This window comes from Nonlabens sp. MB-3u-79, from assembly GCF_002831625.1.
Lineage (GTDB): Bacteria > Bacteroidota > Bacteroidia > Flavobacteriales > Flavobacteriaceae > Nonlabens.
On sequence record NZ_CP025116.1, the window covers coordinates 1,446,327 to 1,461,961 of the forward strand.

13 protein-coding genes are annotated in these 15,635 nt (G+C 37.7%); 5 read left to right on the top strand and 8 right to left on the bottom strand.

Annotated elements, in window-relative coordinates; translation table 11 throughout:
- Positions 1 to 12: 12 nt before the first annotated feature.
- Positions 13 to 1,605 (top strand): 4Fe-4S binding protein, encoded by a 1,593-nt coding sequence (locus CW736_RS06360; RefSeq protein ID WP_101013177.1) that lies wholly within the window; start codon positions 13 to 15, stop codon positions 1,603 to 1,605.
- 511 nt (positions 1,606 to 2,116) lie between these two features.
- Here CW736_RS06360 and CW736_RS06370 read toward each other — a convergent pair.
- The 5 genes from CW736_RS06370 to CW736_RS06390 all read right to left on the bottom strand — a co-directional run bounded on the left by CW736_RS06370 (position 2,117) and on the right by CW736_RS06390 (position 8,097).
- Positions 2,117 to 3,100, bottom strand: a complete 984-nt coding sequence (locus CW736_RS06370; protein ID WP_101013178.1) for a YpdA family putative bacillithiol disulfide reductase — start codon at positions 3,098 to 3,100, stop codon at positions 2,117 to 2,119.
- A 47-nt stretch (positions 3,101 to 3,147) separates the two neighbouring features.
- A complete protein-coding gene (locus tag CW736_RS14360; RefSeq protein WP_157810898.1) occupies positions 3,148 to 3,384 on the bottom strand; it encodes a DUF4174 domain-containing protein in 237 nt (78 codons plus the stop codon).
- A gap of 119 nt (positions 3,385 to 3,503) precedes the next feature.
- Positions 3,504 to 4,364 carry an acetyl-CoA carboxylase, carboxyltransferase subunit beta gene (gene accD, locus CW736_RS06380; protein WP_101015053.1) on the bottom strand — a complete coding sequence of 287 codons (861 nt, stop codon included), beginning with the start codon at positions 4,362 to 4,364 and terminating at the stop codon, positions 3,504 to 3,506.
- Positions 4,365 to 4,419: 55 nt separating this feature from the next.
- Complete coding sequence (fbaA, locus tag CW736_RS06385; RefSeq protein ID WP_101013180.1) at positions 4,420 to 5,487, bottom strand: class II fructose-bisphosphate aldolase; 1,068 nt, start codon at positions 5,485 to 5,487, stop codon at positions 4,420 to 4,422.
- A gap of 57 nt (positions 5,488 to 5,544) precedes the next feature.
- Positions 5,545 to 8,097, bottom strand: a complete 2,553-nt coding sequence (locus CW736_RS06390; RefSeq protein ID WP_101013181.1) for a BamA/TamA family outer membrane protein — start codon at positions 8,095 to 8,097, stop codon at positions 5,545 to 5,547.
- 28 nt (positions 8,098 to 8,125) lie between these two features.
- On the opposite strand from CW736_RS06390, the gene CW736_RS06395 reads away from it, so the two are divergent.
- Positions 8,126 to 8,854 (top strand): RNA methyltransferase, encoded by a 729-nt coding sequence (locus tag CW736_RS06395; RefSeq protein WP_101013182.1) that lies wholly within the window; start codon positions 8,126 to 8,128, stop codon positions 8,852 to 8,854.
- Between the two features lie 145 nt (positions 8,855 to 8,999).
- Here the strand turns inward: CW736_RS06395 and CW736_RS06400 are convergent, their stop codons facing one another.
- Positions 9,000 to 9,701 (bottom strand): porin family protein, encoded by a 702-nt coding sequence (locus tag CW736_RS06400; protein WP_101013183.1) that lies wholly within the window; start codon positions 9,699 to 9,701, stop codon positions 9,000 to 9,002.
- A gap of 1 nt (position 9,702) precedes the next feature.
- Positions 9,703 to 10,437, bottom strand: a complete 735-nt coding sequence (gene ubiE, locus CW736_RS06405) for a bifunctional demethylmenaquinone methyltransferase/2-methoxy-6-polyprenyl-1,4-benzoquinol methylase UbiE (protein WP_101013184.1) — start codon at positions 10,435 to 10,437, stop codon at positions 9,703 to 9,705.
- Positions 10,438 to 10,642: 205 nt separating this feature from the next.
- Here ubiE and trkA point away from each other — a divergent pair, with 205 nt between their 5' ends.
- Both trkA and CW736_RS06415 read left to right on the top strand, forming a co-directional pair.
- Entirely contained in the window at positions 10,643 to 11,992 is a 1,350-nt protein-coding gene (gene trkA, locus CW736_RS06410) for a Trk system potassium transporter TrkA (RefSeq protein ID WP_101013185.1), read from the top strand.
- Positions 11,992 to 13,488, top strand: coding sequence for a TrkH family potassium uptake protein (locus CW736_RS06415; protein WP_101015054.1), 1,497 nt, complete (start codon positions 11,992 to 11,994; stop codon positions 13,486 to 13,488). Before trkA ends, CW736_RS06415 begins: the two co-directional genes overlap by 1 nt.
- Before the next feature lie 196 nt (positions 13,489 to 13,684).
- On the opposite strand, the gene CW736_RS06420 is transcribed toward CW736_RS06415, so the two are convergent.
- Positions 13,685 to 14,872: a pyridoxal phosphate-dependent aminotransferase gene (locus CW736_RS06420; RefSeq protein ID WP_101013186.1), complete on the bottom strand. Its 1,188-nt coding sequence runs from the start codon at positions 14,870 to 14,872 to the stop codon at positions 13,685 to 13,687.
- 96 nt (positions 14,873 to 14,968) lie between these two features.
- Between CW736_RS06420 and rsmG the strand changes: the two genes are divergently transcribed.
- Positions 14,969 to 15,613, top strand: a complete 645-nt coding sequence (gene rsmG, locus CW736_RS06425) for a 16S rRNA (guanine(527)-N(7))-methyltransferase RsmG (protein WP_101013187.1) — start codon at positions 14,969 to 14,971, stop codon at positions 15,611 to 15,613.
- Positions 15,614 to 15,635 lie beyond the last annotated feature (22 nt).

Consider the following 15,635-nt stretch of genomic DNA (forward strand, 5'->3'; position numbering starts at 1 on the left):
CAATTACGCTTTATGAAAGCAATACAACATATAGGCATAGCCATTTTTTTAGTGGGTTTTGGAATCTTTATCAGCCTTCCTTTTTTAGGCAACTTTAAACTCGATCAAAAAGGCTTTGACGAGCTGATGGACAACCAAGGGATAAAAAGTGAGGTTTTTATACAAGACCTACAAGCCAAAATAGTCGACAAAGATTTTTCTGGTATCACACCTTTATCCTCTATAGTAGCAAAAGCTACTGAAAATGCAAATACCATTCATACCAAGAATAAGGAATGGGATAAAAAAGTGTATGCCAGTGATGATGATCTAGCAACCTCCATAAAAAAGGAATCTGGTTACGGCTTTATTACAGAAAACAAAGGTTTAATGTGGTTCCTCACCTTTGGACTTGGGATTTTAGGTGCTCTGATGTTTATCATACCACAAGTAGTTACTTTAGGTAGAAAAGGAATTAAAAACAATGGTATTTATCACCAAAGCTCTACAAATAGAGGCTGGATCGCGTGGCTCGTATTTGTCTTTTTAGTTAGTTTTTACTTAGTGCTCTATTTTCAATCAGAATATGCCGTAAACTGGACGTATTTAGTAGACCCTATAAGTAAAAGTTTGAACGGTAATCCTGCAGGGCACTGGTTTGTATATGGTTTTATGTATTGTACAGTAATGACAGTTATGGCTGTTAGGATGTATGTCAAATACCGTCATAATAAATACCAAGTCTTGCGAACAACCTCCGTATTGTTCTTTCAAATTGTCTTTGCTTTTTTGATTCCTGAAATCATGGTGCGTCTACAATTATCGTATTCAAAAGGTTATGACTTTAAGAATGCATTCCCATTAGATTATGATTTCTTTTTTAGCTGGAACTTGAAAGAGTTGGTTTCTAGCGGTGGATTAGGTTTGTTTATTCTCGTATGGGGAATTCTATTGACCGTGGTGATTGTTCCAGTAATGGTTTATTTCTTTGGAAAAAGATGGTATTGCTCATGGGTTTGTGGTTGTGGTGGACTGGCCGAAACTTTGGGGGATCCTTACCGTCAGCATTCCAGTAAATCGCTTTTCTCTTGGAAAGTAGAACGCTGGTTGATTCATGGCGTACTCGTCTTTGCCTTAGTAATGACTGGTTTTACTCTGTATGGCTTTTTTACCGAGGCTAGCGTAGTTCTTGGCATTGATGTGCAAAGTATTATGAATGTCTACAGCTTTTTAATAGGGGCTATTTTTGCCGGAGTGATAGGTACTGGATTCTATCCTATTTTTGGTAATCGTGTGTGGTGCCGTTTTGGTTGCCCGCTGGCGGCTTATTTAGGATTTGTGCAGCGTTTTAAATCTCGATTTAGGATTACCACTAACGGTGGTCAGTGTATTTCTTGTGGTAATTGTTCTACTTATTGTGAGCAAGGAATAGATGTAAGAGCTTATGCTCAAAAGGGAGAAAACATCGTTAGGTCCAGCTGTGTAGGATGTGGTATTTGTAGTGCGGTATGCCCGAGAGGAGTATTGAAGCTGGAGAACGGTCCAGAATCTGGTCGTATCAATCCTACAGAAGTATTGTTAGGAAATGATGTGGACTTGATGGAGTTGTTGAATAAGAATAAATAGAATAAGTGTTCCGCTTTCGCGAAAGCGAGACGTAAACATTGTTTTAAGCTAATGGCGAGGCTCCTAAGAATAGGTATGGATCTAAGTAAAGAGAAATGGTAAACAAAACTCAACCTGGTAAGGAATCTGTAGAAAACTATTTGAATGCTGTTGAACCTTTTTAAAAAAGAGAGGATTTTTTTCAACTTCTTCATTTGATGGAAAGCGTGGTAGGAGAGAAAGCCAAGCTTTGGGTGAATACAATAGGAGTAGGGACCTAACATTCTAAATACGACACAGTAAGAGAAGGGGATTTCTTTATTATAGATTTTGCGACTAGGTCTAAAAACATTAGGATCTATACGACAGCTTACAACTCAGAACTGGACAATAAAAAGGCCGATTTAGGTAAAGTGAAATTGGGGAAATCTTGTATTTACAACAAGAAGTGGAGTGATATAAATGAAGAAAAACTGAAAATAGTACTTTCTGAAAGTATAAGAACCAACAAAGAACTTTATCATTAATTCATTTAGAATGTGGTTTTCTTTTGTCTGCCAGCAATGGTATTAATTATTTGAGGGGCATGCACACGACTATTTTCTATAAACCATTTATGGGTTTCTTCACCACCACAAATAACCCCGGCTAGAAATATCCCTTTTACGTTGGTTTCCATAGAGTTTTCATTGTAGGACGGAATCTGTTTTTCGCCCACGAGCTCTATTCCCATTGCTTTTAAAAATGTAAAATTAGGTAGGTAACCAGTTAAGGCTACCACAAAGTCATTAGGTATAGAAATATCTTTACCTGCTTGCTTGATGACTATTTTGTCTTCTGATATTTCTTTAATCTCACTGTTATAGTAAGCCTTTATGGATCCTTCTTTAATACGATTTTCAATATCTGGCTTTACCCAATACTTGACACGATCTCCTATACCTTCATCACGTATGATCATAGAAACCGCACCGCCTTTGCGGTAAATTTCTAATGCGGCGTCCACCGCACTATTACTAGCGCCAACAACAGCTACTTTCTGAAACGCATATAAATGTGGGTCGTTGTAATAATGAGTCACTTTAGAAAGTTCTTCCCCTGTAACCTCCATTTTATTAGGAATGTCATAGAAACCTGTAGCGACTATAATGTTCTTTGCTTTGTAATGACCTCTATCAGTAGTGACTTTAAAGTTTTTAATTTTATCTACGGCAATTACTTTTTCAAAAAGCTTTATATGTAAGTCATTGGAACTTGCTATACGCCTGTAGTATTCTAAAGCTTCTTGTTTGCTGGGTTTTGCGTCTTTAGATATAAACGGAATACCATTCAGTTCTAATTTCTCACTGGTAGAGAAAAATTGCATGTTAGAGGGGTAGTTGTAAAGCGAGTTCACTAGAGGTCCCTTTTCAATAATCAGGTAGGATAGGTTATTTTTCTTTGCTTCTAGAGCGCAATTAATACCTATAGGTCCAGCACCTATAATGATGACATCAACTGGTTTTTCATTTTCCATAGCATTCAAAGGTACTTATCCAGGGCAGAAATGATCTTAAGAAAAGATTATTTTTTACGTCTTAACCCTGCTTTTATCATGGGCATTCTGTCAATAATGCTAAAAAGCTTTTGAGGTTCAAAGTAATCTTTTCTTTCTTCTTTAAGGGTTCCGCCAAAGCCTATAAGGACAACTCTAAAGTGGTTGCTCTGGTTAAAAAGAGTAAGTAGAGGTAGACTTCCATTCTTGGATTGTCTTAAAAGTAAGATGCTCCAGTTATTGGGAAGTACTTGATAAATAATCAATTTACGATGTAGACAAGCTGTTGCTTCATTAGTGATTGCCCTTATTTAAAGCACAAAAAAAATCGTCTTATGGAGATCAACTGACTTCCATAAGACGATTTGAAACTATTTTTTTAAGCTTAAGCTACCTTTGCTTTTCTGTTAAGAATAAGGTTGAGGTATAGATTTACTTTCTTTTTAAGTTGATTTCTAGGACATATAAAATCTAAGAAGCCTTTTTCGAGAAGGAACTCTGCCGTTTGGAATCCTTCTGGAAGTTCTTTTCCTGTGGTATCTCTAACTACACGAGGTCCTGCAAAGGCAATTAAAGCCCCAGGTTCTCCTACATTGATATCTCCTAGCATAGCAAATGAGGCTGTAGTCCCACCTGTAGTAGGGTCTGTACATAAAGATATATAAGGTATTCCTGCTTCGCTCAATTGAGCAAGTTTTGCACTTGTTTTTGCTAGTTGCATTAATGATAATGCCGCTTCCATCATACGAGCACCGCCAGACTTAGAAATGATCATAAATGGAATGTTGTTCTTCAGGGAATAGTCTGCTGCCCGAGCAATTTTCTCTCCTACAACACTACCCATAGAGCCACCAATAAATGCAAAGTCCATACATGCCACTACAAGATCATTACCTTCAGATTTACCTACTGCTGTGCGCACGGCATCCTTAAGTCCTGTTTTCTTTTGAGCTGCTTCTATACGGTCTGTGTACTTCTTAGTGTCTTCAAAATTTAATGGATCTTTAGAAACAATATTAGGATTGAGTTCTTTGTATTTGTTGTCGTCAAACAATATTTCAAAGTACTCATTACTTCCTATTCTTACGTGGTATCCATCTTCTGGGCTCACATAAAAATTATTTTTAAGTTGATCTGTATCTACTATCTTTCCAGTGGGCGATTTGTACCACAATCCCTTAGGAGTGTCTTTTTTTGCCTCTGTAGGTGTAGTTATTCCTTTTTTGTCTCTTTTAAACCAAGCCATATCTTCTTCAATAAAAAACATTAAAATCCGCAAGGATTGAAATGATAGGGTTTATTTATAACGTATTGATGTTATTTAGATCTTCAAAAGCTTGCTTTAATCGAGCTTTAAAAGACTCTTCTCCTTCACGCAACCATTTACGAGGGTCGTAATATTTCTTATTAGGAGCGTCTGCACCAGACGAATTTCCTATTTGGGAACGTAGAAAGTCATCGTTACTGTCCATATACTTCTTAATACCATCTGCAAATGCCCATTGCAAGTCTGTATCGATGTTCATTTTTATAACTCCGTAACCTATAGCTTCTCTTATTTCTTCTAGTGTAGAACCAGAACCACCGTGGAATACAAAATCGATGTGATTATGCTCTACGTTGTATTTTTTAGAGATGTATTCTTGAGAGTTTTTAAGAATTTTAGGAGTTAGTTTTACATTACCTGGCTTATAAACACCGTGAACGTTACCGAATGCAGCTGCAATAGTGAATTTATCACTCACCTTTTTAAGCTCTTCATAGGCATAGGCTACTTCTTCTGGTTGAGTGTATAGCTTAGATTCATCTACGTCGCTATTATCTACACCATCTTCTTCACCACCTGTTATACCTAACTCTATTTCTAGAGTCATGTCCATTTTAGACATTCTTTCTAGGTATCGTTTACAAATTTCTATATTTTCTTCTAATGGTTCCTCACTGAGGTCGATCATGTGGGAAGAGTATAAACTTTTCCCGGTTTCGCGAAAGCGTGCTTCACTAGCATCTAATAAGCCGTCAATCCATGGCAATAATTTTTTTGCACAGTGATCGGTATGTAATATTACGCTTGCACCATATGCCTCAGCAAGTCTGTGTACATGCTCTGCACCGGCGATACCTCCTAAAATGGCAGCTCTTTGATGATCATTGTTCAATCCTTTTCCAGCATTGAAAACAGATCCTCCATTGGAGTATTGGATAATTACTGGAGAGTTTAACTCTGCAGCAGTTTCCATAACAGCGTTCACGGTATTAGAACCTACGACGTTTACTGCAGGTAGTGCATAGCCGTTTGCTTTTGCGTGATTGAATATTTCTTGAACTTGATCGCCAGTGGCAACTCCTGGTTTAATTTTATGACTCATGTTTATGATGTATTGAGTAGCAAAAATAAGCAAAAATAAACGTCTATTTTAATCTTGCTAGAAAGGATAGTTAATACCGACGTTAAGTACCGATCTAGAAATTTTAAATTCTTTGAGCCACCTTCTATTTTCTTCTAGAGCGGGGTTGTAAGTTTTAAAGCCCATATCAAATCTTAAAACGAAAAAGCCAAAATCATAACGCAAGCCAGCCCCTGTTCCTAAGGCTAGGTATTCTAGATCAGTCAGGTTATTAAAAATAGCATCTGGGTCTTCTTCACTATCAAGTACGTTATAAATATTGCCTACATCTGCAAAAACAGCACCTTTAAAAGCTCCTGCAATAGGGAATCTGTACTCTACATTAAAGGCCAGTTTCATGTTTGCTATGTTAAAGTCGTTAAGGCCGCCAGTCTTTCCAGGTCCTAATTCATAGGCTTGCCAGGCTCTGTTATCATTAGGTCCGCCGGCAAAAAAAGATCTTATAAATGGAATGTTATCTGAGTTGCTATATGGAATCGCGATACCACCAAAGGCCCTTATGGCAAGCACGTGATTATTGACATATCGCCAGTGTTTGATATAGTCTATTTCTGTTTTTACGTATTGGCTGTATTCTACCCCAAAAACACGTCTTCTGTTATTGTCATTTTTATCAATGCCGGCAAGGCTTGATATCCCTGAAAGCACATTTCCAGCAGCTTCTATTCTCAGATTGAATTTAGAAAAATCATCGTCATAAATACCTACTCTATTGTTGCGTGTCCAGCTGTAACTAGAGGATATAATCAGGTTGTTTTGCGATAATCGATCCCGGCGTTCTCTTACATTTCTTATGATTTCTCTTTGATCTTCGTCTGCACCTAAACTCCCTGCTATCGCATCGTTTATAAATGCTGTAGTACCTTCTGGAATAGTTAAGTTGCCGCTATCGTTCACATATGTAGGATCGTTAATGTTCAGATTGTTTGCGAGATCATTAATGCTGCCATAACTACTTTGATAGACATTAAAGAAATTACCTGGGTCTAGATTACGGACATATTGAGCGTTGACTAAGTCTAGTCGTGTGCTTTTTATAGCCGTTTGTCGCCAATTGTAAGTAAGTGCTCCATTAAGACTTTGTTTATCGAGTCCTATATTTGTCTGGCTAAAAAAACCAAGTGAAAAATTTGTCGATGGAGACATGTATTTAGGAATGAGGCTATCGAGACTAAATGGCAGGAAGAGACGTGGGAAACTCAAACGTGCATCTGCACCTAATTCTTGTAGGTCAAAAAATCTAGAATCTCCATTTGCTGCATTAGTACTAGCGCCTATATTACCTCTAAAAGAGATGTCCAGCAGCTCGCTGCCTCTAAAAAGATTTCTTATCAACAAGGAAGTATTGAGACCTACTCCTATCGCTTGTATGTTGCTATGTGTAGCCTCAACTCCATAGGTGAATTCAAGTTTCTTTTTAGAAGTCAACAATACATTTGCAATAAGATCTGTGCCAGTAGAATCTCGAGGATCTGCATCGTACCTGATAGTAGGATATAAGAAGCTCTGAAGCTCGGTAATTCTTTTGTAAGTCCTGTCACGATCTATATCTCTATAAATATCTCCTTTATGAAAAAAGATAGCATCAGTAAGTGTAGATTTTCTGTATTTGCGTTTTCCAAAGCGCAGGATATTGTAATCTTCATATCCTGAGGTGTCTGCCACCTTATCGCTTGTGGCATTTTGATAGTCAGGAATGATATTTACTTCACTAATCTTATGTACCCTATAGGGAACGCTAATAGTAGAGTCACCATTTTGTACTTCACGGTTTTTTATAATTAAAGTGATGTTTGCTTTTTGCTTGGTATTGACGGTATCTCCTTCAAATCTTATGTTTTCCTTTTCCATGTGAAAAGCACCGTGGTCACGAAAGTAAGAGTTAAGTCGGTCTCTTTCTGCATTGATGTCTGGGGTGAAATATTGCTCTCCTTTTTTTATAATACTTTCTAATTCAACGATTTGATATAAAGAATCGATAACTGGAGTAGCTATTTGAGTGGTAATACTATCTATTTTATAGGCTTGGTTCTTGGTAACATAATATTCTATGCGGGCTCTTTTTTTGTTTTTACCGTCAATGACTTTGTGATCGACCACTGTGTTGAACCATCCTTGATTCCAGTACCATGCTTTTAGTCTTTCTTTAGACTTTTCAATGGCCACTTCATCAATTAGTGCAGGGGCTTCTCCGGTTCTTTTTAACCAATTATTAAAATCGACAAAACTTTGTCCTAATCCCATAGTTTGCTTTTCAGACAGTAAGGCATTACGTCTTTTTAAACCTTTGGGATGGTCTTGCATCCATTTTAAATAAATAGAGTCGCGATGAGGTCTTGCAAGGTTGTAAATATGGAGGCCAATTGGTATACCCAGCACTTTTTGATTAGGCTGTGATATAGGAAGGGTATTTACTCTCGGGTCTTTAGGTGCGGCACTATCAATTAGAATGGTGCTTTTTGTAAGTAGTTTTTTTGCTTCAGGAACGCGTTTGATAGCGTTACAGGAAACTAATAAGGTAATAAGCAATATAATTAAGCCTATTTTTGCATGAAGTCCTGTTTTTTCCATAGTACGATATTCAAAAATACGATTATAAATGATTACCAAAAGCAAGTTAAAGCTTATCAAATCTCTTAATAGGAAAAAAATAAGGGAAGAGCACCAGCTTTTTATCGTAGAAGGATACAAATCTATTAGAGAACTCCTTAATTCTGGGCTTATTGCAGAAGATATTCTTATTGTTTCTGGGAATCATCAATTAGATGATCTAGAATCTGAAATAATAAGTGCAAAGGATATGAATATTCTTTCCAACCTTAAAACGGCACCTGGTTACCTGGCTGTTTTTAAGATGAATCAAAAGCAAGAGCTTCCTAAGACAGGTAAAATAATAGCACTGGATGATGTAAAAGACCCTGGTAATTTAGGAACTATTATAAGACTGGCAGACTGGTTCGGTATAGAACATATCGTTTGTAGTAATGAAACAGTTGATGTTTATAATTCAAAATCTGTCCAGGCCAGTATGGCATCGCTAGCAAGAGTTCAAGTTCACTATACTCATCTTAAAGAGTACCTCAGTAATTCCTTGCTTCCTATTTTTCCTACTGCTATGGGAGGAACAAGTATTTATAAGGAAAAATTGCCTGAACAAGGGATCATTATCATGGGAAATGAATCTCATGGAATAAGTGAAGAGTTATTAGCGATAGGGACTCCCATAAGTATACCTCCATATGGAAAGCTACAAAACACAGAAAGTCTTAATGTGGCTATGGCAACATCTGTAATCTTGGGAGAATGGTTGCGCTCTTCATCTATATAGATCATATTAGAGAGTGCCATGACTTAAACGAGGCATAAATTCTATTGTCCATTACCGCTTTCGCGAAAGCGAAACAACAACAGTCTTAGCGCACGTATCTCAAAATGCTCCAAAGTAAGAACAGGATATTTGCATTAAATAGATGTTACTGAAATGTGAAGTTGATAAAAAGACCTCGGGACTGCATACTTGTAATGTTACCAGTCCATGGACTGCTGGAGTCTATGTCACGCACGAGTTCGTCTCCCATAGCAAATACACCTCTTATAGAAGGAGAAAACTTGAAGTAAAACAAGTAAAGATCTATACCTATTCCTAATTCGTAATTAAAAACACTGGAAGTTTGTCTGAATTGCCCTGTGCTATTGTCGTCTGGATTATCTTGATTACTGCTCAAGTTATTAGACCAAGAAGCCCCAGCTACAATAAAAGGTTTCCAGTTGTTAGATCTCTTTGTGGAGAATTTCACTAACAGAGGAACATGAATGTAAGTAGAAGTCACTTCACGTTCCATTTGAGCAACTGTGGTAAGAGAAGGATCTGGAAAAGTTAAGTTTCTAGTGGCAAAAACTATTCCTGGCTCTAGCCTTAAATTGAAGTAATCGTTAAGACGTAAATCGCCTATAAGACCTACATTAAAACCAGCACTGGACTCTGTAATGATATCTTCGGTGATTTCATTATAATCAAACTTGTAATCATAAGAATTGAAACCTAAATAATAACCCCAAGACATGGTCTTCTGATCAAAGTTCTCTAAATTTTTAATTTTTTCTTTTGAAAATAATTGAGCACTTGCGGTTTGAAAACCTATTGCTACAACTATGATGACCATAAGGTGTCTCATATTATGCTTTTACTGCTTTATAAATGGTGGATGCACCATGAAATTGTAATTCGTTTTGTACTTCTTTAAACCCTACTTTCTTTAAAATATTGTTGAACTTCTCTCCATAAGGAAATTTAGAGGCACTATTAGATAGGTAACGATAGGCGATTTTATCCTTTGAAAACAACCTCCCTAGTGTAGGTACGATCACACCAGAATAAAAATAATATCCTTGTTTGAAAGGAAACTTTGTCGGTACACTGGTTTCTAAAATCACTAAAATTCCTCCGGGTTTTAAAACTCTTAAAATTTCAGCCAATCCTTTTTCAAGATCTTCAAAATTACGCACTCCATAAGAAACGGTTATGGCGTCTATAGAAGCATCTTCAAATTGTAAATTTTCAGAATCTCCCAATACCATTTCAATACGGTCATCTAGATGCTCTTCTTTTACTTTCACTTTTCCTACCTCCAGCATACCGCTAGAAATATCGAGACCTATTAGTTTTTTTGCGTCAGTTTGCTGTGCCATTTTAATAACCAGGTCGCCAGTTCCAGTAGCGATGTCCATGATGACTTCAGGATGTTGTGCAGCAACTATTTTCACTACGTTATCACGCCATTTTTGGTCGAGACCAAGGGAGATCATTCGGTTGAGACCATCGTATTCACTACTGATGGTGTCAAACATCTTAGTAACTTGTTCTTTTTTTCCAGAATCTTCTTCTTTGTAAGGCTTAACTTCTTCTGACACAATCTTTAATTTAGACGGGCAAAGATAATGCAGAGTGTTGAGGTTATTGCTATGCTGCTTTCTATTCTATTTCTAGAATGGAAGTTTATTCTGGGATAGCTCAGGGCGAAAGCGAGATAATCATCCATTTTACCGTTAAAAGCAGCGCTTTTTTTACATTTTAGGTCACATTCTAGTATCTTTGATCTACTACAGATACGATTCTATGAAAATCATTATTGCAGGAGCTGGTGAGGTAGGTTTTCACCTAGCAAAATTGCTGTCCTACGAGTCACAAGACATTACACTTATTGATCCTGTTCAAGAAAGTTTACATTACGCTGATACTCATTTAGATATACGAGTAATGCGTGGTGATTCTACCTCGATAAAAATTCTTCAAGATGCACGAATAGATCAAGCAGATCTAGTTATAGCTGTGACCAGTAGCGAGACTACAAATATTACCATTTGTGTACTTGCAAAACAACTGGGCGCAAAACGAACCATCGCACGTATAACCAATACAGAATTTCTGGAACATCAAGATTCTATAGGTTTTGCTGGTTTTGGGATTGATGAGTTGATCTCTCCTGAAGCTTTGGCAAGTAAGGAAATAGAACTACTTCTCAATCAGAGTGCTTTTAATGACAGTTATGAGTTTGAGGAAGGGGCACTTACAATGGTAGGAGTCAACCTTCAGCGCACGGCACAGTTTGTCGGTAAAACAGTACAACAGGCTGGAGAGATTTTTCCTGAAATTCATTTTATGCCTATCGCTATACAGCGTTTTGGCACTCAATATACATTGATTCCTAGAGGAGATACACAGTTTAAAGAAGGAGACCAAGTGTATTTTATAACCACAACTGGTGGAGTGGAGGAGCTTTATAAACTTACTGGTAAAACAAAACACGCTATGCGTAATGTCATGATACTAGGTGGTAGTAACATAGGTAAACAAAGCGCAATGCAACTGTCCAAAGCCGGTGTCAACGTAAAGTTGATCGAAAGGGATGCAAAAAAAGCTTTTGACCTTGCTGATGCATTACCAGAAGTACTGGTTCTCAACGGCGATGGTCGCAATGTGGAATTGCTTCAAGAAGAAAACATTCATGAAATGGACGCTTTTATAGCGGTTACAGGAAATAGTGAGACCAATATTATCTCCTGTTTGATGGCAAAAAGTAAAAGTGTCAAGAAAACCATATCTCTTGTGGAGAACATGGATTATTTCCAGTTGTCTCATAGTATAGGAATTGACACGCTGATCAACAAAAAATTACTTGCAGCAAATAATATCTTTAGATATGTACGCAAAGGGGAAGTAGTCGCGATGACAAAACTCAACAACATGAATGCAGAGCTGCTAGAGTTTATTGTGCAACCAGAAAGTGCTGTGTGTGGTAAAACCATAGCAAATGCCGGCGTGCCTAGAAGCGCTATCATAGGTGGTGTGATAAGAGAAGGAATAGGTAATATAGTTTTGGGAAGTTTTGTTATCGAGGCTGGAGATAGAGTAGTAGTCTGTTGTTTGCCACGCTCCATTTCAAAGGTGGAAAAACTATTCTTATAATGACAAAACTTAATTATAAGATCATTGTTTTTATCATGGGACTGCTTTTAGTCTTTAATGGCGGGTTCATGTTGTTTTCTGCATTAGTCAGCGCTATTTATGCAGAGAGTGAAGGTCTAGATATTCTTGCAGCTGCGGGTGTGGCTGTCGCTGCAGGAGGATTAGTCATGTTCCTGACCCGTAATCATATAAAAGTACTCAATAAAAAAGATGGTTATCTCATTGTAACTTTAGGCTGGTTGATCATGGCTTTTGCCGGTACTATGCCCTATATGTTTACAGGTGCGATCACTAATTATACCGATGCCTTTTTTGAAACCATGAGTGGTTTTACAACTACTGGTGCAAGTATCATTAACGATATAGAGGTCATGCCCAAAGGAATTCTATTCTGGCGCAGTCTTACGCACTGGATAGGGGGTATGGGTATTATTGTTCTCGCTGTCGCCATTCTACCATTATTAGGAATTGGAGGTATGCAACTCTTTGCTGCAGAAGCTCCTGGGCCTAGTGCAGATAAATTGCATCCCCGCATCACAGATACTGCAAAAAGACTCTGGTTGATCTATGTAGGTTTTACTGCGGTAGAAACCTTGCTGCTTAGGATTGCTGGAATGGGTTGGTTTGACGCGGTGAATCACGCGTTAAGCACGCTTTCTACTGGTGGTTTTTCAACAAAAAATGCCAGTATAGCCTTCTGGAATGACAACCCTGCTATACAATGGATCATTATTGTGTTTATGTTTATTGCTGGAGCCAACTTTGTTTTAAGCTACTTTGCTATTAAGGGAAGGTTTAGTAAAATTTTAAATGATACGGAGTTCAAATGGTACAGCGTTTTTGTATTGGGTTTTTCTATTTTAGGAGGTGTTTTGATTTATTTTCAAGCAGATCCACTGACCTCCTCCATTGCTCATCCTATGGTTTTAGGTGAAGTAGAAAGTGCTTTTAGGCATAGTACTTTTCAAGTGCTAGCGGTCATCACAACAACTGGATTTGTTTCTGCAGACTATACCATGTGGACGCCTTTTTTGACCATCATGTTTTTTGGCTTGTTCTTTTTAGGTGGTAGCGCAGGTTCTACTGCTGGAGGAATTAAAGTGATGCGTCACATCATTTTAATACGTAACGGTATTATGGAATTTAAAAGAACACTGCATCCAAATGCTATTTTACCCATACGATATAATGGTAGAGCTTTACAAAGTGGTATTGTTTTCAATGTACTGGGTTTCTTTATTCTTTACATGCTTTCTTTTATTGTAGGAGCAACTGTACTAGCAGCGCTAGGTCTAGATTTTGAAACAGCCATAGGTGGAGCTTTGAGTAGTCTCGGGAACGTGGGACCAGCTTTTGGAGATCTATCTCCTGTAGATAATTTTTCTGGATTACCGAAGTTAGGAAAATGGTGGTGTTGTTTCTTAATGTTGATAGGTAGACTGGAGTTGTTTACTGTGTTGATACTGTTGACGCCTTTTTTCTGGAGGAATAGGTAGCTTTCAATTACCAATTACCAATTACCAATTCACAATCCAAATCGCTACAGCGGTAAAATAGACAGTCCATAAACCCATGCTTGCGCTTTGAGTTTATGGACTGTCTAATATTTTCAATCTTTTAAGCTTCCTACATAGAGGGAAGGCTAGAACGGTTATAGCCTGTTTGAAATATTCTTATCAGGTCAACTCATCATTAAGAAAGCACCTCTTTAATCCTTCTAATAGCTTCTGTTATTTGCTCTGAACTAGCCGCGTAAGAAATACGAATACAATTAGGAGCACCGAAAGCATCTCCAGAAACGGTAGCTACATTTGCCTCTTCAAGTAGCATTAAAGAGAAGTCTGTTGAGGTTTTAATCTGATGTCCTTTAACTGTTTTTCCAAGCCATGCTGAAATATCTGGAAACACATAAAAAGCACCATCAGGAACGTCTGTCGTAAAACCTTCAAGCTCAGAAAGCAGGTTTAAAATCAAGTCACGACGTTCTGCAAATGCATCGATCATGTACTTAATTTTTGAAACCGGTGCTTCTAGTGCGGTGATTACAGCGCGTTGTGCTATACAATTGGTTCCACTGGTAATCTGACCTTGCATCTTATTACAAGCTCTTGCAATCCATGTTGGAGCGCCTATATAACCTACTCTCCATCCAGTCATTGCAAAGGCTTTACTTACACCGTTAATGGTGACGGTACGATCGTACATGCTTGGAATAGCCGCTATGCTTGCATGCTTTCCAGTGTAGTTAATATGTTCATAGATTTCATCACTTACTATGATGATATTAGGATAATCAACAAGTACATCTGCAAATGATTGAAGTTCTTCTTCCGTATACAAACTACCACTTGGGTTGTTAGGAGAAGAAAACAACATCATTTTAGTTTTAGGAGTAATTGCGGCTCTCAATTGCGCTGCGGTAATTTTAAAGTTTTGTTCTACTCCAGCTCTTACTTCTACAGGAGTACCTTCGGCAAGTTCCACTATGGCAGCATAACTTACCCAGTATGGAGCAGGAAGAATACACTCATCTCCTTTATTGAGCAACACCATAGCGACATTTGCAATAGATTGCTTTGCTCCAGTAGATACGACTATCTGACTGCGGTCGTAAGTAAGGTGGTTATCCCTTTTAAACTTGAGTATGATCGCATCTTTGAGCTCGGTATAGCCGTCTACAGGAGAATAGCTATTGTAATTCTCGTTGATGGCTCTGATAGCGGCATCTTTGACAAAATCTGGAGTATTAAAATCAGGCTCGCCTAGGCTTAAACCTATGATGTCTTTACCTTGTTCTTTTAATTCGCGAGCCTTTGCTGCCATTGCTAGTGTTTCACTTACAGGTAAATTGTTAATGCGATCAGATAGTTGAGAGTTCATAATAGTTTTAATTATAATACAAAAATATCACAACACTTGAATTAACAATCGCTTATGACGACAATTAATATTTTATTTTTGCACAAATTATAAATAGTGCATCAAATTATAAAAGAATACTTTCCGCATATTACAGATCATCAGTTAGAGCAGTTTTCTAAACTAGGAGATTTATATAAAGAATGGAACGCTCAGATCAATGTGATTTCTAGAAAAGACATCGATCAATTATATACACGACATGTGTTACACTCTCTTGGGATTGTTTCTATAGTTCGCTTTCGCGAAAGCTTGCCTAATAAACCAGGTGGAACCAGAGTGCTGGATGTAGGAACAGGTGGGGGCTTTCCTGGAATTCCTCTTGCCATCATGTTTCCTAAAACAAGTTTCCACCTTATCGATGCAATAGGTAAAAAAATCAAAGTAGTCGATGCTGTTGTGGAGGCTTTGGGATTAGAGAATGTCACTACAGAGCACGGAAGAGCAGAAACAGTGAAAGGTCGTTTTGATTTTATAGTCTCCAGAGCAGTTACTAACATGCCTGATTTTGTAACCTGGGTGAAGAATAAAGTCAGAAAAGACAGTTTTCATAACGTGAAAAACGGAATTCTTTATTTAAAAGGAGGTGATCTTACCGAAGAATTAAAACCCTTTCCTAAAGCTCGTATATACGAGTTAGAAGAAGTTTTTGAAGACCCGTTTTTTGAAACAAAGAAAGTAGTGCATCTTCCAATAAAATAAAAAAAGGAGCTTCGATAGAAGC

What these genes read in the sequence shown, in the direction of transcription:
- CW736_RS06395 (WP_101013182.1), top strand. Translation starts at nt 8,126, where the DNA reads ATGATTACCAAAAGCAAGTTAAAGCTTATCAAATCTCTTAATAGGAAA.
- accD (WP_101015053.1), bottom strand. Translation starts at nt 4,364, where the DNA reads ATGGCTTGGTTTAAAAGAGACAAAAAAGGAATAACTACACCTACAGAG.
- fbaA (WP_101013180.1), bottom strand. Translation starts at nt 5,487, where the DNA reads ATGAGTCATAAAATTAAACCAGGAGTTGCCACTGGCGATCAAGTTCAA.
- CW736_RS06370 (WP_101013178.1), bottom strand. Translation starts at nt 3,100, where the DNA reads ATGGAAAATGAAAAACCAGTTGATGTCATCATTATAGGTGCTGGACCT.
- CW736_RS06390 (WP_101013181.1), bottom strand. Translation starts at nt 8,097, where the DNA reads ATGGAAAAAACAGGACTTCATGCAAAAATAGGCTTAATTATATTGCTT.
- CW736_RS06415 (WP_101015054.1), top strand. Translation starts at nt 11,992, where the DNA reads ATGACAAAACTTAATTATAAGATCATTGTTTTTATCATGGGACTGCTT.
- CW736_RS06420 (WP_101013186.1), bottom strand. Translation starts at nt 14,872, where the DNA reads ATGAACTCTCAACTATCTGATCGCATTAACAATTTACCTGTAAGTGAA.
- CW736_RS06400 (WP_101013183.1), bottom strand. Translation starts at nt 9,701, where the DNA reads ATGAGACACCTTATGGTCATCATAGTTGTAGCAATAGGTTTTCAAACC.
- CW736_RS06360 (WP_101013177.1), top strand. Translation starts at nt 13, where the DNA reads ATGAAAGCAATACAACATATAGGCATAGCCATTTTTTTAGTGGGTTTT.
- trkA (WP_101013185.1), top strand. Translation starts at nt 10,643, where the DNA reads ATGAAAATCATTATTGCAGGAGCTGGTGAGGTAGGTTTTCACCTAGCA.